The sequence below is a fragment of the Christiangramia sp. genome (genome assembly GCF_029937855.1).
GTDB lineage: Bacteria > Bacteroidota > Bacteroidia > Flavobacteriales > Flavobacteriaceae > Christiangramia.
This window is the reverse complement of record NZ_JAPYPC010000032.1, coordinates 1-17,346: the sequence shown is the minus strand read 5'-3', so window position 1 is coordinate 17,346 and position 17,346 is coordinate 1. Positions and strand designations below refer to the sequence as shown.

The following is a 17,346-nucleotide window of genomic DNA, read 5'->3' as shown; positions in this document are numbered from 1 at the left end:
GCTGGCTTATATTCTTTTTTATCGATCACCATTTTGGCGATAATTTCCTTTAAAATTTCAGAAGTTCCACCGCCTATTGGGCCTAATCTGCTATCTCTAAACATCCTCGCCATAGGATAATCTTCCATATAACCATAACCACCAAGCATTTGAAGACATTTATACATCACCTCGTCAGCGATTTTGGTAGCCAGTAACTTAGACATACTTGCTTCTTTTACAACATATTCCCCGTCATTTAACCTTTGTGCGGTAGCATAATTAAACTCCTTGATTACCTCAACCTCACTTAGCATTTCCGCAAGGGAATGTCTTAATGCCTGAAATTTATCCAAAGTTTTACCAAAAGCCTCACGCTCTTTCATGTACCCCATCGCGTAATCCAGGGCAAATTCAGATCTGGCATGGGCGTTTATTCCCATAATCAATCTTTCCATCGCAAAATGCTGCATGATATAATTAAAACCTTTCCCTTCTTCACCTAAAAGATAATCTTCAGGCACTTCTACGTTATCAAAAGCGAGCTCAGCTGTATCTGACGCCCTCCAGCCTAATTTGTTCAATTTGGTAGCAGAGATCCCTTTAAATTCTTTATCAACAAGGAAAATACTCATTCCCTTATTTCCTTTCTCCGGAGCAGTTTTAGCTGCAACTACATAGAAATCTGCATAAACACCATTCGTAATAAATGTTTTTGAACCGTTTATTACGTATTTATCACCTTTTTTTACTGCAGTAGTTTTCATCCCGGCAACATCAGATCCTCCAAAAGGTTCCGAAATACAAAGACAGCCAATTTTTTCACCTTCAATTGCAGGAGTGAGATATTTTTCTTTCAAATCATGGCTCGCCTCTACTTTTAGATGAGTCATTGCCAGATAAGCATGAGCCCACATCGCAGCAGCAAATCCGCCAGAGTTTATCTTTTGAAGTTCTTCTAGGAAAATAACAGTATAGAAGAGATCTAATGCCATTCCGCCATATTTCTCTGGTTGGTTTAAACCGAAATATCCCATCTCACCGAATTTCTTCCAGATAAAACGTTCTATGGTTCCGGTCTCTTCCCATTTTTCTATGTGAGGTACCACTTCTTTTTGCAAAAATTCCTGAAAACTTTTCCTAAATAATTCATGTTCCTCAGTAAAATATCTACTCATTATATATATCGTATTAAAGCTGTTGCTGTATTTTCCCAACAACATTACTAATTATAGTATTTTGAATTTAGGGCCTAAAAACGCCCGGAAATCACTTTATGGCCAAATATAATTTAATTCTATCGATTTTATCATAAGGAAAAGCCTCGATTTTTGATAATTCTTCAAAAGAAGAAAAGCCCTCGTAAAGCGTTCGAAACTTAATTACTTCTTTAGCCAGGTTACTTGAAAAATAAGGTATTTCAGACAGTTCTTCCTCATTAATCAAATTGAGATTCTTTATAACAATATCAGGTTTAGACCTTATTTCAAAATTTTCATTTATCCTGGCAATAACTTCAGGAGTAAGTCCGTATACATCATTTAGCTGAATAGCTGAAAGAAAACCTCCAATACTGGTTCTGTATTTTACAATCCTTTGAGACAACACTTCCCCTATTCCATTGATCAATTTTAAATCTTCTGCACTTGCCGAATTCAAATCTGAAGTAGCACTTACAGGTCGGGCATCTTTCTGCTGAATATTTACTGAATTTCTTTTTTGGGTCCATTCCGGAAAACGAAAGGAAGGACTTATTTTCTTCAGCAGACTATCTGAGACACCGCTTACTTTCTGAAAGTCTTCTACAGAATTGATCCATTTGCCTGATTCTCTAAAAGCCAGGAGACGATCAATTTCTTCTAAAGACATTCCTAACTGATAGCCTTTAAAATCGGAAATATAATTCGGGTTAAAGGGATAAATGGTATCCTTATGCCGGTTAGAAACCTGATTTATTGAATCCAGCCGTTCTTGAAATTCTTTTATGGTAACCTGATCAATATGGTTCGATTCAGATTCAGAAGAAAAATCGAAAAACATAAAGGCCTGAAAGGAAATGATCAATATTACCAAAACAAAAATCCCATTTTGCTGACTTCTGGAAAGCGCAAAATGGGATCTTAGAAATTTCATTTTTAAATCAGGCAGCGTTTTTCGCTTCCCTCTGGGCTTTATAAAGATCTCCTCCTTTTAGTTTAACGAGGTACTCTTTAAGATCATTTCTAACTTCTCCAGACATAATATACAATCCAATAATGTTAGGAAAAGACATTGCCAGGATCATCATATCTGAGAATACCAGCACGGCTCCTAAACTCACAGAAGCTCCCACTACTACAAATATTAAGAATAATAATTTATAGATAAGCTCCATTTTTTTACTCTTTCCAAAAAGATACGTCCAGGCTCTCATTCCATAATAAGACCAGGAGATCATAGTTGAAAATGCAAAAAGGAAAACTGCTGCAGCCAGTACATAAGGGAACCAGGAGATCACACTTGCAAAAGCATCAGAAGTCAATTGGGCTCCACCTATACCCGTAACTTCATGCATACCTGTAAAAATAAGTACCAGGGCAGTTAAGGTACATACCACCACCGTATCTATAAATGGCTCCAATAATGCCACGAAACCTTCAGATGGTGGATGATTTGTCTTGGCGGCAGAGTGAGCAATAGCAGCCGATCCAACACCCGCCTCATTCGAGAAGGCTGCACGCTGGAATCCAACAATTAGAACTCCTATTACTCCACCTTTAAGAGCAGTAGGATTAAAAGCCCCGTCCCAAATTGCATTTAAAGCAGGACCTATATTTTCAATATTTATAGCAATAACTGTAAGTGCCCCCAGGACATAAACAGCAGCCATAAAAGGAACAATCTTACCGGTTACCTTCGCAATACTGCTAATCCCTCCAATGATCACAACACCTACAAGTACTGCGACCACAAGTCCAAACCAGAATCCGTTTCCTACAAGGCCTGGAAACTGTCCAGATAATATTTCAAAAGACTGATTTGCCTGGAACATATTTCCTCCTCCAAAGGAAGCCCCGATTCCTAATATGGCAAAAAAGGCTGCCAGGAATTTACCCAGCCCCCTCATATTTCTTTTTTCAAGTCCGTATCTTAAATAATTCATAGGACCACCAAATACACGGCCTTCAGAATTTATAAATCTGTATTTCACACCCAGTGTACATTCCACAAATTTCGATGACATCCCAATTAAACCTGCAATGATCATCCAGAAAGTTGCCCCTGCCCCTCCTAGAGAAACAGCAACGGCTACACCGGCAATGTTACCCAGTCCAACGGTGGCCGAAACAGCTGTAGCAAGTGCCTGAAAATGTGTAATGGTACCCGGAGCATCAGGATTATCGTATTTTCCTTTAGCGAGATCAAGAGAATGTTTGAATCCGCGAAAATTGATAAAGCCCATTTTAACTGTAAAGAAAGCCGCTCCAAAAATCAGCCAAACCACAATAAAAGGAATATTATGCTTTTGAGGATCCCCATTTGGATGAGTAAGGATTACAGGCTCATCGTATTCTATTTGAGCAAAGTAATGCGCTCCAGTTTCAATAAGATCCTGAGTATTCTGATAATTCCAAATTACTTCTCCTTCTTCAACAGTATGCTCTAAAGTACCTGAAACCTCAGCCCTTGCTTCAATCTCCCTGCCAGTTCCGGTTGTAATCACCGCAATAGCATCCCCTTCGTTAACATGTGATCCTTCTTCAGCAAGCCATTGAGAAAGAGTAAATTTTTCCTGAACATCAGCATTCCAATCTGGAACCCCTATATTCTTTACATCTGCATAAACCACAGGATCATAAATTCCGATCGCTGTAAAAGGATCCCAAAATAGTATGGCATCCATTTTATTTACGATGGGTACAAAAGTACCATTGAAGTGCTCGGTGATCGCTTCAGCTTCAACTGTATAGGACTCTTCAACAGTATTTCCCTCACTATCTGTCACTACTACGGTATAAGGGATACCTTCAGTAAGATTCTCAGATTTTTGAGAGTCAAGTGCAGTGCCCTGGTTAGACCATTTATAAGTATAGGGAGGTGTTCCTCCGGTCACATCCAGTGAAATGAATCCGTCGTTGATGATGTTCGAGGGATTCCCCACTTTAGCCTTTACGTCTAGTTCTTGTGCAGACAATCCAAAAATTGAAAATAAAAAGAACATTGAAAGCAAATACTTTCTCATATAGATTTTAAGTTATTTATTTGAAGTTAAATTTTCAGCGGGTGAATATGCTAAAAAATTAGGCTATTTCAAACTTTTAGCCGTTAAATTGTGAATTTATTGTTAAAAATAATTTCACGCCTGAGCCAGGCTGTTAACAAAAAATACTCTACCGAATACTATTTTTCAGAATCTCTATTTGCTCCGGTTTTCCTGTCATAAAAAGTATAGATTCTTTCTCTAACTTTAAAGAAGGTTCTGGATTCACATAAGTACCTGAGGGTGATATATACCCAATAAAAGAGCAACTGGATTTTTACGTATATCGGTCTAGACAATTGTTCTTTTATAAAGTGCGTCTGCACATATCCTGGAGAAGGAGATTAATTCCATGTTCATATTATCGTATTCCTACGGCAAGCTTAATTTTAGAATCTCCCAGTCTTCTCATAAGTCGAAGACTGAAGTTCGCTTTGTATAAATAAGATCTTTTAATTTTAACCAGAAAGCAAGGGTAAGATATACTATGAAACCAGCTCCCATAGTAAAAAAGGAAGCATATATAAAGAACAATCTAACATTCTTAGCGCGCATTCCCAGTTTATCTGCCAGCCTGGTAGAAACGTAGAACCCATGCTTTTCCAGGTAATATCTTATATTGGAGACGAAAGTGGTCATGGCACAAATTTAAATGTATTTTGGAGATTTCTTTAATAATGAAGCACCCAATTCACATTGTAGACATTTATTTAAATCGCAATAGTTATTTTTCAAATGCAATAGCGCCTGCGAATGCATGGCTGTTGAAGCCGTTTTTGGCCGTAATCTATTAAATAGACTGATCCTGGAATTTTTTTCAGCTTTTATTGAATGGATAAGGTCATGTATAGGTTGTTCATCTTCCTCGCCCATGAAACGGGAATAAGAATGTTTAATTGGTACTATACAATTAATGATGATAAGATCTACAAATGCCGAACTCAGTTTTTTATTTTTTTCTGAATGATCTTTTCCAAAACTGTAATGGCTTCTCCAATATTCTGAAATATCTAGATCTAATTGATCATGGATTTCCCCTACATCTTTTGCATGCATCAAATCATGAAAAAGATTGTGGTTTGCTGAATATAAAGCAGCAAGCTGGGCTAATCTTAGTGTTGGAAAATTATCTGGCCGTAGTCTGAAAAATTGCTGGGTTTGAAGTAACTCATTTTCGAGCTTAAACTTATGTTTCAGAAAAGCATATTCTTTCTCTAATTTCAACCCATATTGATCTAAAGTTTTAATAAGACCAGACTGCCCTAAAAAAAGTGCTTCCATAGAAAATGGATGCCGGGATAATTTTTGCACGATCTTAAAATCTATACTAAGTCCCATAGCCATGAAACCTTCCGCATTGATCTTTGATCCAAAACTGCGAGCAAGAAGAATAAATAAAACGGCCTCCCAGTTATTTCCGGTTTTATTCAGAAGATGCTGGATAAGCTCAGATTTCTTTTCTAAACGCTCAAAGAAAAGGCGTTCCAGCCAGTGCTCCATGAGAAAATTTGAAAAATCAACAAAATCATTTTCACAGTTTATCTTAAGATGATCTTTTTCTAAAAGAATATGATAAGTTTGGAGAATTTCAGGATCAGTCCTGTCTTTTAAAATAAGCGTTGGAATTATAGAATCATCGTTTCTGTATACCTCCGCATCATGTTCCCAAACCACGTGAAGTATCACATTATCATAGGTGGAATCAATTTCATGACGATGATCATACCAATAAGAAGATTTCAAATGCATTTCTACATTCCCAGCCCATAGCTGATCCCCAATTTGAATTTTCGAGGTGAAAAAATCTGGTCCCGATAGTTCATTTTGAACACCGGGATGAAGTACTTTTAAAGATTCTCCTTCTGAAGTTTTTAGATTTTCAGTATTAAATTTCTGAAACTTCCATAAATGATATAACAAGTCTTCTTTCACCCATTAAATGTATTAATTTAAGTGATTGAAAATTAGGCTATATCAAAATTATTAAGGTAATTTTTCTGCTACCTGATTCACTATTTGATCTACCCACAGTTGATACATCAATTCGTTTGGATGCAGTCCATCACTGGCCACCAGCTCTGGATTCTCTTTTGCTTCGCGGGAAATTGGGGTAATATTATAAAATGGCACCTCAAATTCGTCGGCAACTCGTCTAAATACCTCATTAAACTTGTCTATTTCCGCACTTACCTCTTCCTGATTAGCCGAACCAAAAGGCGTATACCCATAATCTGGAATACTTACTGCAAAAACTCCCTTTTCCATAGTTTTAGAATGATTTACCGCTTTTCGAAAAATCGTTCTAAGATCTTCTTCATATTCGCTAATTAGCTTTCCCTGATATTGATTATTTACGCCTATAAGTATAGAAACCAGATCAAAATCCCTTTGAATATTTAACTCATTCTCCATCCCTCTCAAAAGATCTTCGGTGGTCCATCCCGTTTTCGCAATAATCTTAGGTGCAGCCATTTTATAACCTCTATCCCGAAGTTGCTCGGCAAGTTGTACCGGCCAGCGTTCAGTTTCCATTACACTCTCTCCAATAGTATAAGAATCACCCAAAGCGAGATAGGTGAGTTTCGGATCTTCTGGCACCTGATTATTCGTGCTGTCTACCGTAGAGCTACAGGAAAAAAATAAAAGGCTTAAAAACAAAAAGTATAGATTTTTCATATTATCAATTTGAGTAACAAAATAGAGAATTTAATTTGAAAGAATTATATCAAATTTCTAACTATCTGATAAAAAAGTTAAAGCTGTCGTAATAATTCATAAGGCTTTTATCTTCAATCGTCTTTTTCCTATATTTCTATATAAAAGCAAGGAAATCATGGCTAATCCTCAGAACTCAAATATCTCCAAAAATAGTGCTCTTAAAAAACCGGAAGCAAATTTATCTAAACCCGGCGGGAAAACAAGCGTTAAAAATGAGCAGAAAAAAGAAAAGACCAAACAATCCCTGAGAGATCATCCCAACCTAGTGATCAGAGCATTTGCAAAATCGGGTTACGCAATTGGAGTGGTCATACTGGTAATAGGAGGTATCCTGGCATTCATAGCTTCCATACTTGCGGTATGAAGGCACTCTGGATCTTTTTCACCCTCTGTTGCTTTCTATTTTTCGTTATAGAATTTTCGGGATATTTCCATGTTAACCTGCCCCGCTGGACAAGGCATTATTTAAAGGATTTCCTATGTATGCCCGTGGTACTGGGAATTTGCCTTATAATAGCGCAGTGGTTAAAACAGGATAAGGAGCTAAAATTGGGCCTCCTGATTATTCTTTGCCTTAGCACATTCTACAGCATCTATTTTGAATTTTTACTTCCCCTATTTGTGGCCCGGTACACGGCAGATTTTTTAGATTTGCTCATGTATTTTACCGGTGCAACTTTTTTTTACCTCTTGCAGTATATTGGTAAAGGAAAGAAAAAAGCTGCATTGAAATAGCAGCTTTTAATCTTTAATAATTCTGTTATTAAGAATCTATCCGAGAAGGCTTTAATCTCTAAAAAATTATCACCTAATATTCAGATTATTTAAAAAGGAACTATCAAAATATTACGAAATCTCCGATTCTGTATGGCCCTCTTCTAAATAACCCATTTTTCGCATCCACTCATCATTATACATTTTCCCCACATAACGGCTACCATGATCATGGAACAATACCACTACCACATCATCTTTCTTAAAATTATCCTTTAACTGAAGTAAACCTTTTGCAGCTGCACCGGCACTATTACCCAGGAAGAAACCTTCTTCCTTTGATAGTCTTTGGGTATAAACCGCAGCATCTTTATCGGTTACCTTGGTGAAGCCATCTATCACCTTAAAATCTACATTTTTTGGCAAAATATCTTCACCTATTCCTTCAGTAACATACGGGTAAATTTCCTTTTCGTCAAAAACACCTGTCTCGTGATATTTTTTAAAGACAGATCCATAGGTATCTATTCCCCAAACTTTTATATTCGGATTCTGTTCTTTCAAATATTTCCCAACACCAGATATAGTTCCTCCGGTTCCCACGCCTACCACAAAATGCGTCACCTTACCATCTGTTTGTCTCCAGATCTCAGGTCCTGTAGTTTCATAATGTGCCTGGCGGTTTGCCAGATTATCATACTGATTGACGTACCATGAATTTGGCGTTTCTTCAGCAAGCCTTTTAGAAGTGGAATAATAAGAACGGGGATCATCTGGCTCCACATCTGTAGGACATACAATCACTTCGCTTCCTACAGCCTTCAGGATATCCATCTTTTCCTTACTCTGCTTGTCGCTCATCACACAAATCATCTTATAACCTTTCACAATAGCTACCAGCGCCAATCCCATCCCGGTATTTCCTGAAGTACCTTCAATAATGGTCCCTCCGGGTTTAAGCAAGCCCTGCTTTTCAGCTTCTTCCACCATTTTCACCGCCATCCGATCTTTTACTGAATTCCCTGGATTAAAGGTTTCATATTTGGCAAGTACCAGGGCATCTATCTCCTCCACTATCCTGTTCATTTTCACCAGAGGAGTATTTCCTATAGTACCTAATATATTTTCAACGTATTCCATTTTCAAATTTTAAGAATGCAAATGTAAAAAATCCTCAAGCCTAATACCAAGGATTATACCTGCTTATATCTTCGTCGGAATTTTTACTCGAACTTAATCGCTTTTACCGGAGAAATTTTGGAAATAATTACAGAAGGAATTAACAGCATCAATAAGCAAAGAACCAGGGTTCCAAGGTTCACGGCAAGAATATAGTCCCAATTAAGATAAACAGGAACTTCGGTGACATAGTAAGTGCGGGCATCCAGTGGCACTAACTTGAAATATTTCTGTAAAGCCAAAATCCCAATTCCTATTAAATTACCCCAAAATAGCCCAAGAATAATCAAATAACCTGCATTGTATAGGAATATCTTTCGAATACTCCAGTCACCCGCACCAAGTCCTTTTAAAATTCCAATCATCTGCGTTCGCTCCAGGATTAAAACCAGTAAAGCGGTAATCATATTGATCCCGGATACCAGTACCATAATTGCTATGATAAGCGCGATATTAAAATCGAATAAAGAAAGCCACTCGAAAATGGAGTAATATTTCTGACTTATAGTTTCAGTATCGAGAAAAGAGCCTGTATTTTCATAAACTTCGTTTCCTTTTTCATCCAGTTCATTAAAATCTTCCACAAACACCTCAAAATTCCCAACTTCATTATCTTCCCAATTATTTATCCGCTGAATATGCCTTAAATCTGCGATCACGTAAATTTCATCAAACTCCTGAAATCCCGATTCGTAAATCCCGGTAATTTCAAAACCCCGTGCCAGGGGACGTTCACTATCTTCCCGAAGAAAATAAGTGGGAACTTTATCCCCGACTTTCAGTTGAAGTCGGTTGGCCAAATAGTGGGAAATCAGGATCTCATCATTTAATTTTTCTGAAAAATCAGGAAGCTCTCCTTTCAAAAGAAATTCCTCAAAAAACTCCCAGTTATAATCTTTCCCTACACCTTTTACGATGACACCTTCAAAATCATCTTCAGTTCGTATCACCCCAAATTTTGTAGCAACCGCCTGCACATGTTTTATGCCTTCAACAGAAGTAAATTCAGGATAAAAATCCTGATCTGTAGAAACTGGAATCAAGGATACTTTCGAACTGTTATTATCATAACTGGAAATATTAATATGCCCGTTAAAAGCCGCAATTTTATCCCTTATTTTTTCCTGTAAGCCTAGGCCGGTTGCGAAGGCCACAAGCATCATCACCACACCAATGGCAATTGCGGTAATTGCTATTTTTATTATAGGTGCAGATATGCTACTTTTATACTTTTTAGTGCTTATTAGGCGCTTTACTACAAAATACTCGAAATTCAATAGCTTATGATTAAGAGGTTGCTCAAAAGTACATTTTTATTCTCTTTTATAGGAATTCTTTCCTGCGGAAACACAAACAACCAACCCGAAAATTCCCAGGAGGAAACTGAAGAAAATAAAAAAGCCAATACATCTTCAGAAATAATCACCGGAGCAAATCAAACGGAAGCTTATCTAGATTTTCTCAAAAACAAAAAAATTGGAATCGTTGGAAATCAAACTTCCGTAATCAAATCTAAAAAAGCTAATTATACCCACCTGGTCGATTCCCTTTTGAGCCTTAACATAAATATAAAAAAGGTTTTCGCTCCGGAACATGGTTTTAGGGGCACGGCCGATGCCGGTGAAATTGTAAAAGATGGAATAGATCCAAAAACCGGGCTTCCTGTGATTTCCCTGTACGGTGATAATAAAAAACCTTCAGCGGCTTCTTTAGAAAATCTGGATCTAATGATCTTTGATATTCAGGATGTGGGCGCCAGGTTTTATACTTACATTTCTTCTCTGCACTATATCATGGAAGCCTGTGCAGAAAGTAATATTCCACTACTCATTTTAGACCGCCCCAATCCAAATGGAAATTATATAGACGGTCCTGTTCTGGAACCTGAACATAGTAGTTTTGTAGGAATGCATCCCATACCTGTGGTTCACGGTATGACAATAGCTGAATATGCCCAAATGATCAATGGTGAAAAATGGTTGAAAAACGGAATTCAGTGTGATTTAAAGATCATTGAAATGAAGAATTACGATCATTCTAAAAAATATTCTTTGCCTGTTAAACCCTCCCCTAATTTGCCCAATGACCGGGCAATAAATTTATATCCCAGTTTGTGCTTTTTTGAAGGTACCAATGTAAATGCAGGACGCGGAACTACCAATCAATTTCAGGTATTTGGATCTCCTTTTCTGGATGAGGATTTGTATGACTATACCTATATTCCAAAATCAATGGAAGGTGCGAAATACCCTAAACATGAAAATAAAAAATGCTTCGGAAGGGATCTTACTAAAGAGGGTCAACTAGATTTTTTAAATCTGGAATGGCTTATACAGGCTTATCAAAATACGGAAGACCAAAATAAATTCTTCAACTCATTCTTTACTAAACTTGCAGGCACTGAAATACTTCAGAAACAGATTGAAAATGGAAAATCCTTTCAGGAAATAAAAGATTCGTGGAAAGAAGGCCTGGAAAAGTTTAGAAATAAAAGAGCAGAATACTTGATATATCCGTAACATGATTGAAGCAAAAGAGATTTTTGTAATTGCCGTGGTCCTTTTAGCTATTGGATTTACCATAAAAATGATCTCTCACCTCCTTAGGAGCAAATTAAATTTTATAGCTAAAAGCATTTGGATGTTAGTTATGATTATAGTCCCTTTTTTAGGTGCTACGCTATATTTTAATTCAGATTATAGCCGGGATTAATTATTAATCCTTCTTTTCATTTCTTCTACAATATTATAGGCGGCGGGACATACCGCAGTATTTCGAATCGTAATATTAGAAATTTTATGAAAGTCTTTTCTATCGGTGTGCGGATATTCCCGGCAAGCCTTAGGCCTTTTGTCATATATTGAGCAATAATTATCTACTCCTAAAAATGGACAGGGAACTTGTTGCAGGACAAAATCATTCTCTTCATCCAGCCTTAAATAGGTATCGATGAAATCGCCAGGTTTCATTTTAAAATGTTTACTTATCCTTTCAATATCTTTTTGGGTAAATAAAGGCCCGGTAGTTTTGCAACAATTTGCACAGCTAAGGCAATCGGTTCTGGAAAATTCCTCTTCATGGAGTTCTATCATAAGCGTATCAAGATGCTTCGGTGGTCTTTTCTTTAGCTTAGAAAAGAACTTCCTATTTTCCTTCTTCTTATCTTTGGCCTTATCAGGCAAACTTTTAAGAATTTCTTCCATTGGACAAAAATAAGGATATATTCGGCACGGCTATCAAAGCATTTTATAACAAAAACGATACAACAGAAATTATCGTCCACTCTCCAGATTTTGATGATGATATTATCCCTGTGGAATATCTCTTTAGGGATTTTACTGAAATGCCTCCTATAGAGCAAAAAGCCCTAGATGAATGTAAAGGAGAAGTCCTGGATGTAGGCTGTGGGGCCGGAAGCCATTCATTGTACCTCCAGCAGCATAGAAATTTAAAAGTTAAAGCGATTGATACTTCTGAAGGAGCCGTGGAAATTGCCAGGCTAAGAGGTTTACAAAATGTTCAGCAGGAAGATTTCTTTAAACTAAAAGATGAAAGATTTGACACTATACTTATGCTTATGAATGGAAGTGGGATCATTGGGGAATTAGAAAACCTTCAAAACTTCTTTGAGCATTCAAGATCTATTTTAACTGAAAACGGACAAATTCTAATGGATTCTTCAGATCTTATCTATCTTTTTGATGAAGATATATCGGAAACCGATCAGTATTATGGAGAATTTGAATTCAGTATAAGCTATAAAAATCTTCAGTCAGACAATTTCAAATGGCTTTATATAGATCCTGAACTTTTAAAAAAATATGCCAAAGAAAATGGTTTTGAATGCGATATCCTGCAAACTGGTGATAATTATGATTATTTAGCTGCTTTAAAATTGAAACATTAATTTTCTAAAGCAGCCGAAAAAGCGCTAAGTCACTATTTTTCCTATTTTTGCCATAATTCACACCAATTATCATGCTTAGAATTAAAAATTTACTACTCTTTATACTTATAGCTGGTTTTACGATTTCCTGTTCCAGGGATAGCAATGAAGAACCGGGCAGCGGTGGAGTAGATCGTACTGCAAACCTTAAAAGCCTGGGTTCTTCAGCTTCAGATTTGCTTAGCGATGTCATGTTCACTTCCATGAATATTGAAATTGTGTATGTAGAAGGAAATAGACCAACTGATGAAGGCATTAACCTATTCAGGAATTTTTTGGAAAGAAGGATTTTTAAACCCGATGGTATTCAAATAAATTTAAGAGCCGTCAACTCTTCAGGAAAAGCTCCTTTTTCCATTGAAGAAATTGTAGATATAGAAAAAAAAGAGCGTACCGCTTATAATGTTGGAGATGAAATAGCCGTTTGGATCTATTTTGCCGATGGGAGCAATGAGAAAGACACCAATGAAAAATTTGTATTGGGATCAGCCTTTAGAAATACTTCCATGGTTATTTATGAAAGAACTATAAGAGAGTTTGCCAGTAGGGCCGGAGCTCCAGACAGGGCTACTATTGAAGCAGCTACGCTGAACCATGAATTTGGCCATTTATTTGGTCTTGTAGATTTAGGCACCGAGCCGGTTACAGATCATGAAGACCCTGAAAATGAAGGACATTGTGTTGTGGAAGGCTGCCTTATGAGAGCTTCCATAGAATTTGGAAGCGGTGTGGTGAATGTAATTGATGGTGGCGGAATTCCTAATTTAGATGATGCCTGCTTGCAGGATCTGCAATCTGTAGGAGGTAAATAATTCTGTAAAAAGAAAGAATTAAAAGTGGCTGTCTAGAAAGTGGAGAAAACGTCATCCTGAGACCCATGATAAAAAAATTACCTGGCGTAGGAAATTGACATATTTTATTAAGATACTTGTTCATTTTTTCCATTGATGAAAAATTCTGCATTCCTCTCCCTTTGGTCGTCGGATGCATTCAAAATCCAGGCTTACGAAACTCTATCTAAATTTATCGTTCAGCACCTAAATTTTAGGAACTCGCCATTGAGATATGTCTTTTATAGATAATTTGTTTAGCTCAAACAGCCTAAAATTTCACGGTGCTTGCACTTCAAATTTTACGATAAATTTTCGATAGGCCGGGGAAATGGAGGCTCTTAAGATTAAGTATTTAACTTTATCATTACTAATTTCAAAAATATCTTAATGATAATTTATTTCAGAACCTTTACTTATTGGAAATCAAAATAAGTTAGAAGCTGAATCAATCCCGAAAGCTTTCGGGACAGCTTGACGAAATAAGGACTTTTTAAACAGCCTCTTTTTTAATTTTAAGTATGATTATTGTTCCTTAAAAAAATCTGGATCTAAATAATCTGGTGTTCCATCGCTATTTGAATCGATGAAATTTATACTCCCATCTTCATTCAAAGTAATTTCTTCCTTTGTGGGAGTACCGTCCCCATCATCATCAGAATCTGAATAATTAGGTAAGCCATCTTCATCGGTATCATCATTAAAGACATCTTTATCCCCATCCAGATCTTCAAGGTAAGAAGGAATGCCATCCCGATCATGATCGGCTTCGTTCACCCTTAACATATTAACTTTGAAAATAAGTGGCGAGTAGGCCGGAATGGACACTGAAGGAGGATTATTAAAATAACCTAACCCAGAAGGAATAAATATCGCTCCTACTCCAAAATCATTGGTCCATTCTATAGTATTATCGGGATTTATACTAAAATTACTGGCACCGCCAAATTCCTGAAGCCCTTCACTAAAGCCCTTTATAACTCCTCCTACGGGAGCTAGAGATCCGTTTACATTTCTTACGAAATAAGAAACGAGGCTAAACCAAACTGGAGATTTAAGGCTGGAATCAAACACATCCTCTGTAAGTAACTGTCCTTGATAGGTAACAAAGGTTGAATCTGTAAATTTTGGTTTCTCACCCACGCCTTCTCTAATTTTAAGAACATATAATTTCTCATCTACACCCTGGTTATTAATAGTTTTAGTGAGGAGTTTATCAGATTCAATAATTGGTAATTTATCTGCATTTTCTCCAGCAATTGTATCGAATTTCACCACATAATTAAAATCTTCGGAAGGGTTTTCAAATTCCTCATAATTATAAAAATGCGTAGAAAGATAATCCAGTAAAGCCTGATCATTTTCAAGAGCCACCTCTCCCCTGTCCCTTGGCGGATCTACAGTTATACCATTATCATCATCATTATCACATGAAAAAACAAGAAAAGCCATAAGGCCAATCAATAAAAGTTTGTTTATTCTCATCAGAAATTTATTTTGGAGCCGCAAGATACAATAATCTTGTATTTTTGTTGAATATTGAACGTTGATTTAGAGGTCAAATTATGAGAGTTGATAAGTTTTTATGGTGTGTGCGGTATTTTAAGACCAGGAGCATTGCCACGAATGCCTGTAAGCAAGGCAAAGTAAGGCTTGAAGATGAAATTTTAAAACCATCTAAAGATGTTTTCCCCGGTGATAAATTACGGGTAAGAAAAAACCAGATCAATTATGAAATTGAAATCCTCGATCTTCCTAAAAGTCGGGTTGGCGCTAAACTGGTTAATCTATATGTTCATGATATCACCCCGAAAGAAGCCTTTGAGAAATTGGACCTACTTAAATATTCAAAAGATTACTACCGTAAAAAAGGCACCGGAAGGCCTACTAAGAAAGACCGTCGGGATATAGACGACTGGTTTGAGAATGCCAGCGATGAAGTGAAAGAAAAACCGGAGAATGACAAAGAATAGTAAATTTTGGTCTTCGAGGTATCAGGAAGGAAATACAGGATGGGACATTGGATATATTTCTACGCCCATAAAAGAATATATAGATCAACTCGAAAATAAAGATCTGAAAATTCTAATACCCGGGGCAGGCAACTCCTATGAGGCAGAATATCTTTTCAAAAAGGGTTTTAAAAATGTCTGGATTTGTGATATAACCGAAGAACCCATTGAAAACTTTAAAACAAGATTGCCAGGTTTTCCAGAATCCCAAATTATCCTGGGTGATTTTTTTGAAGTGAAACATCATTTTAATCTCATTCTTGAACAAACTTTCTTTTGTGCTCTACCAGTAAATCGAAGAGAAGATTATGCAAAAAAAGCATTAGAATTACTAACACCTGAGGGGAGGATTTGCGGTGTTCTTTTCAATTTTGAATTGAAAGCAGACGGACCGCCTTATGGAGGCAGTAAAGAAGAATATTTAATGTATTTTAGCCCGTACTTCAAAATAAAAATTTTGGAGACTTGTTACAACTCCATTAAACCGAGAAAGGGAACAGAATTGTTTTTTAATTTCCATAAAAAATAAAAGATGAAAGATCATCATCCAATATTAAACCAGGAGCAAATAAGGCATAAAATACGCCGAATCGCGTATCAGATTTACGAGAGTAATGTGGAGGAGAAAGAGATTATCATTGCGGGAATTGCAAAAAATGGATATTTACTTGCTGAAAAACTACAAAAAGAACTTGCAGATATTTCACCTCTGAACATCAGGCTTTGCAGGGTCGAAATCAATAAAAAAAAACCTCTTGACCCCATTAAAACTTCTCTTGCACCGCAAGAATATCAGGATAAATCTATCATCCTTGTAGATGATGTCTTGAATTCAGGCACCACTTTAATTTATGGAGTCAGACATTTTCTAGAGGTCCCCTTAAAACAATTTAAAACGGCAGTACTTGTAGATAGAAACCATAAAAAGTACCCCGTAAAGGCAGACTTTAAGGGAATTTCACTTTCTACTTCCCTTAGCGAAACGGTAAAAGTGATTTTTGAAAAAAATAAAGAAAGGGTCGAATTATCCTAATACTGCCTGAATTTCAGCAATTATATCTTCTACAGATTTATCATTACAATCGATCACCCGGTCACTCTGATTATAGTAGAAACCTCTTTCAAAAAGATGCTTTCGGATAAATTCTTCAAGTTTCTCTTTTTCGTGCAGATGACTTATCATTGGGCGATGCTCTTTTTCAGCATTCAGCCTTTCGGTTAAGCTGTGTATATTTAATTTCAGATAAAAAGAAAAGATATCATCACTGGCTTTGATAAGTTCCATATTATCACCGTAGCAGGGAGTACCACCGCCCAGGGAAATTACTGCATCTGCTTCCAGACCGATCATTTCTTTTAAAACCTGCCGTTCTAATTTTCTAAAATAGACCTCTCCCCGCTTCTCGAATATCTCTGAAATAGATAAATTTTCTCTTTTTTCAATTTCCTCATCAAAATCTATAAATTTCTGATTATTTCTTGCTGCCAATCGTTTTCCAATATAAGATTTCCCAGAACCCATATATCCCAGTAAAAAAATTTTCATTGCTTAATTTGCTTAAAATGAGTGAAAGGCAAAACTATGATAAAATTATACCAAATTAGGCTTGAAAAATAAATTAATGAATGTATATTTGCACCCGCATTCGCAAAACGACGGATGTTTTTTTATTGATCTGGTAGCTCAGTTGGTAGAGCATCTCCCTTTTAAGGAGAGGGTCCTGGGTT

20 protein-coding genes are annotated in these 17,346 nt (G+C 36.7%); 9 read left to right on the top strand and 11 right to left on the bottom strand.

Going from position 1 to position 17,346, the window contains the following annotated elements:
* The 6 genes from Q1K34_RS14810 to Q1K34_RS14785 form a co-directional block, all read right to left on the bottom strand.
* A partial coding sequence (locus Q1K34_RS14810) for an acyl-CoA dehydrogenase family protein (RefSeq protein WP_300440526.1) occupies positions 1-1,157 on the bottom strand: 1,157 nt, incomplete at its 3' end.
* Positions 1,158-1,248: 91 nt separating this feature from the next.
* Positions 1,249-2,112 (bottom strand): helix-hairpin-helix domain-containing protein, encoded by an 864-nt coding sequence (locus Q1K34_RS14805; protein WP_300440523.1) that lies wholly within the window; start codon positions 2,110-2,112, stop codon positions 1,249-1,251.
* 7 nt (positions 2,113-2,119) lie between these two features.
* Positions 2,120-4,201 carry an amino acid carrier protein gene (locus Q1K34_RS14800; RefSeq protein ID WP_300440520.1) on the bottom strand — a complete coding sequence of 694 codons (2,082 nt, stop codon included), beginning with the start codon at positions 4,199-4,201 and terminating at the stop codon, positions 2,120-2,122.
* Between the two features lie 426 nt (positions 4,202-4,627).
* Positions 4,628-4,858 carry a PspC domain-containing protein gene (locus Q1K34_RS14795; protein ID WP_300440517.1) on the bottom strand — a complete coding sequence of 77 codons (231 nt, stop codon included), beginning with the start codon at positions 4,856-4,858 and terminating at the stop codon, positions 4,628-4,630.
* A 9-nt stretch (positions 4,859-4,867) separates the two neighbouring features.
* On the bottom strand, positions 4,868-6,151 hold the full coding sequence (locus Q1K34_RS14790) for a DUF2851 family protein (RefSeq protein ID WP_300440514.1): 1,284 nt from the start codon (positions 6,149-6,151) through the stop codon (positions 4,868-4,870).
* Between the two features lie 51 nt (positions 6,152-6,202).
* Positions 6,203-6,895, bottom strand: coding sequence for an SGNH/GDSL hydrolase family protein (locus tag Q1K34_RS14785; RefSeq protein WP_300440511.1), 693 nt, complete (start codon positions 6,893-6,895; stop codon positions 6,203-6,205).
* A 157-nt stretch (positions 6,896-7,052) separates the two neighbouring features.
* Between Q1K34_RS14785 and Q1K34_RS14780 the strand changes: the two genes are divergently transcribed.
* The gene (locus Q1K34_RS14780) at positions 7,053-7,301 is read left to right on the top strand and encodes a hypothetical protein (protein WP_300440508.1); all 249 of its coding nucleotides are present in this window, start codon (positions 7,053-7,055) and stop codon (positions 7,299-7,301) included.
* Entirely contained in the window at positions 7,298-7,672 is a 375-nt protein-coding gene (locus tag Q1K34_RS14775) for a hypothetical protein (RefSeq protein WP_300440506.1), read from the top strand. Before Q1K34_RS14780 ends, Q1K34_RS14775 begins: the two co-directional genes overlap by 4 nt.
* 111 nt (positions 7,673-7,783) lie before the next feature.
* Here Q1K34_RS14775 and Q1K34_RS14770 read toward each other — a convergent pair whose 3' ends face one another.
* Both Q1K34_RS14770 and Q1K34_RS14765 read right to left on the bottom strand, forming a co-directional pair.
* On the bottom strand, positions 7,784-8,791 hold the full coding sequence (locus Q1K34_RS14770; protein ID WP_300440503.1) for a cysteine synthase family protein: 1,008 nt from the start codon (positions 8,789-8,791) through the stop codon (positions 7,784-7,786).
* A gap of 83 nt (positions 8,792-8,874) precedes the next feature.
* Positions 8,875-10,107 carry an FtsX-like permease family protein gene (locus Q1K34_RS14765; RefSeq protein WP_300440501.1) on the bottom strand — a complete coding sequence of 411 codons (1,233 nt, stop codon included), beginning with the start codon at positions 10,105-10,107 and terminating at the stop codon, positions 8,875-8,877.
* A 6-nt stretch (positions 10,108-10,113) separates the two neighbouring features.
* On the opposite strand from Q1K34_RS14765, the gene Q1K34_RS14760 reads away from it, so the two are divergent.
* The gene (locus tag Q1K34_RS14760; protein ID WP_300440498.1) at positions 10,114-11,349 is read left to right on the top strand and encodes a DUF1343 domain-containing protein; all 1,236 of its coding nucleotides are present in this window, start codon (positions 10,114-10,116) and stop codon (positions 11,347-11,349) included.
* 1 nt (position 11,350) lies between these two features.
* Positions 11,351-11,542 (top strand): PLDc N-terminal domain-containing protein, encoded by a 192-nt coding sequence (locus Q1K34_RS18055; protein ID WP_367183339.1) that lies wholly within the window; start codon positions 11,351-11,353, stop codon positions 11,540-11,542.
* Here the strand turns inward: Q1K34_RS18055 and Q1K34_RS14755 are convergent.
* Complete coding sequence (locus Q1K34_RS14755) at positions 11,539-12,033, bottom strand: YkgJ family cysteine cluster protein (RefSeq protein WP_300440495.1); 495 nt, start codon at positions 12,031-12,033, stop codon at positions 11,539-11,541. The genes Q1K34_RS18055 and Q1K34_RS14755 overlap by 4 nt on opposite strands.
* On the opposite strand from Q1K34_RS14755, the gene Q1K34_RS14750 reads away from it, so the two are divergent.
* The gene (locus Q1K34_RS14750) at positions 12,033-12,737 is read left to right on the top strand and encodes a class I SAM-dependent methyltransferase (protein WP_300440493.1); all 705 of its coding nucleotides are present in this window, start codon (positions 12,033-12,035) and stop codon (positions 12,735-12,737) included. The two genes, Q1K34_RS14755 and Q1K34_RS14750, sit on opposite strands and share 1 nt — an antisense overlap.
* Positions 12,738-12,808: 71 nt before the next feature.
* Positions 12,809-13,588 (top strand): hypothetical protein, encoded by a 780-nt coding sequence (locus Q1K34_RS14745; protein ID WP_300440490.1) that lies wholly within the window; start codon positions 12,809-12,811, stop codon positions 13,586-13,588.
* A 543-nt stretch (positions 13,589-14,131) separates the two neighbouring features.
* On the opposite strand, the gene Q1K34_RS14740 is transcribed toward Q1K34_RS14745, so the two are convergent.
* Positions 14,132-15,091 (bottom strand): hypothetical protein, encoded by a 960-nt coding sequence (locus Q1K34_RS14740; protein WP_300440488.1) that lies wholly within the window; start codon positions 15,089-15,091, stop codon positions 14,132-14,134.
* Between the two features lie 80 nt (positions 15,092-15,171).
* Here Q1K34_RS14740 and Q1K34_RS14735 point away from each other — a divergent pair, with 80 nt between their 5' ends.
* From Q1K34_RS14735 to Q1K34_RS14725, 3 genes are read left to right on the top strand one after another with little or no spacing between them, the layout of a single operon-like run.
* Entirely contained in the window at positions 15,172-15,579 is a 408-nt protein-coding gene (locus Q1K34_RS14735; RefSeq protein WP_300440485.1) for a S4 domain-containing protein, read from the top strand.
* Positions 15,566-16,147 (top strand): methyltransferase domain-containing protein, encoded by a 582-nt coding sequence (locus Q1K34_RS14730; RefSeq protein WP_300440482.1) that lies wholly within the window; start codon positions 15,566-15,568, stop codon positions 16,145-16,147. The genes Q1K34_RS14735 and Q1K34_RS14730 overlap by 14 nt, the downstream gene beginning before the upstream one ends.
* 3 nt (positions 16,148-16,150) lie before the next feature.
* The gene (locus Q1K34_RS14725) at positions 16,151-16,651 is read left to right on the top strand and encodes a phosphoribosyltransferase family protein (protein ID WP_300440479.1); all 501 of its coding nucleotides are present in this window, start codon (positions 16,151-16,153) and stop codon (positions 16,649-16,651) included.
* On the opposite strand, the gene Q1K34_RS14720 is transcribed toward Q1K34_RS14725, so the two are convergent.
* Complete coding sequence (locus tag Q1K34_RS14720) at positions 16,643-17,164, bottom strand: shikimate kinase (protein ID WP_300440476.1); 522 nt, start codon at positions 17,162-17,164, stop codon at positions 16,643-16,645. The genes Q1K34_RS14725 and Q1K34_RS14720 overlap by 9 nt on opposite strands.
* Between the last annotated feature and the right edge of the window lie 182 nt (positions 17,165-17,346).

Excerpts from the sequence above, each read along its gene's own strand:
- Q1K34_RS14805 (WP_300440523.1), bottom strand. The coding sequence starts at position 2,112 with ATGAAATTTCTAAGATCCCATTTTGCGCTTTCCAGAAGTCAGCAAAAT.
- Q1K34_RS14800 (WP_300440520.1), bottom strand. The coding sequence starts at position 4,201 with ATGAGAAAGTATTTGCTTTCAATGTTCTTTTTATTTTCAATTTTTGGA.
- Q1K34_RS14795 (WP_300440517.1), bottom strand. The coding sequence starts at position 4,858 with ATGACCACTTTCGTCTCCAATATAAGATATTACCTGGAAAAGCATGGG.
- Q1K34_RS14785 (WP_300440511.1), bottom strand. The coding sequence starts at position 6,895 with ATGAAAAATCTATACTTTTTGTTTTTAAGCCTTTTATTTTTTTCCTGT.
- Q1K34_RS14780 (WP_300440508.1), top strand. The coding sequence starts at position 7,053 with ATGGCTAATCCTCAGAACTCAAATATCTCCAAAAATAGTGCTCTTAAA.
- Q1K34_RS14775 (WP_300440506.1), top strand. The coding sequence starts at position 7,298 with ATGAAGGCACTCTGGATCTTTTTCACCCTCTGTTGCTTTCTATTTTTC.
- Q1K34_RS14770 (WP_300440503.1), bottom strand. The coding sequence starts at position 8,791 with ATGGAATACGTTGAAAATATATTAGGTACTATAGGAAATACTCCTCTG.
- Q1K34_RS14760 (WP_300440498.1), top strand. The coding sequence starts at position 10,114 with ATGATTAAGAGGTTGCTCAAAAGTACATTTTTATTCTCTTTTATAGGA.
- Q1K34_RS18055 (WP_367183339.1), top strand. The coding sequence starts at position 11,351 with ATGATTGAAGCAAAAGAGATTTTTGTAATTGCCGTGGTCCTTTTAGCT.
- Q1K34_RS14755 (WP_300440495.1), bottom strand. The coding sequence starts at position 12,033 with ATGGAAGAAATTCTTAAAAGTTTGCCTGATAAGGCCAAAGATAAGAAG.
- Q1K34_RS14745 (WP_300440490.1), top strand. The coding sequence starts at position 12,809 with ATGCTTAGAATTAAAAATTTACTACTCTTTATACTTATAGCTGGTTTT.
- Q1K34_RS14740 (WP_300440488.1), bottom strand. The coding sequence starts at position 15,091 with ATGAGAATAAACAAACTTTTATTGATTGGCCTTATGGCTTTTCTTGTT.
- Q1K34_RS14735 (WP_300440485.1), top strand. The coding sequence starts at position 15,172 with ATGAGAGTTGATAAGTTTTTATGGTGTGTGCGGTATTTTAAGACCAGG.
- Q1K34_RS14730 (WP_300440482.1), top strand. The coding sequence starts at position 15,566 with ATGACAAAGAATAGTAAATTTTGGTCTTCGAGGTATCAGGAAGGAAAT.
- Q1K34_RS14725 (WP_300440479.1), top strand. The coding sequence starts at position 16,151 with ATGAAAGATCATCATCCAATATTAAACCAGGAGCAAATAAGGCATAAA.
- Q1K34_RS14720 (WP_300440476.1), bottom strand. The coding sequence starts at position 17,164 with ATGAAAATTTTTTTACTGGGATATATGGGTTCTGGGAAATCTTATATT.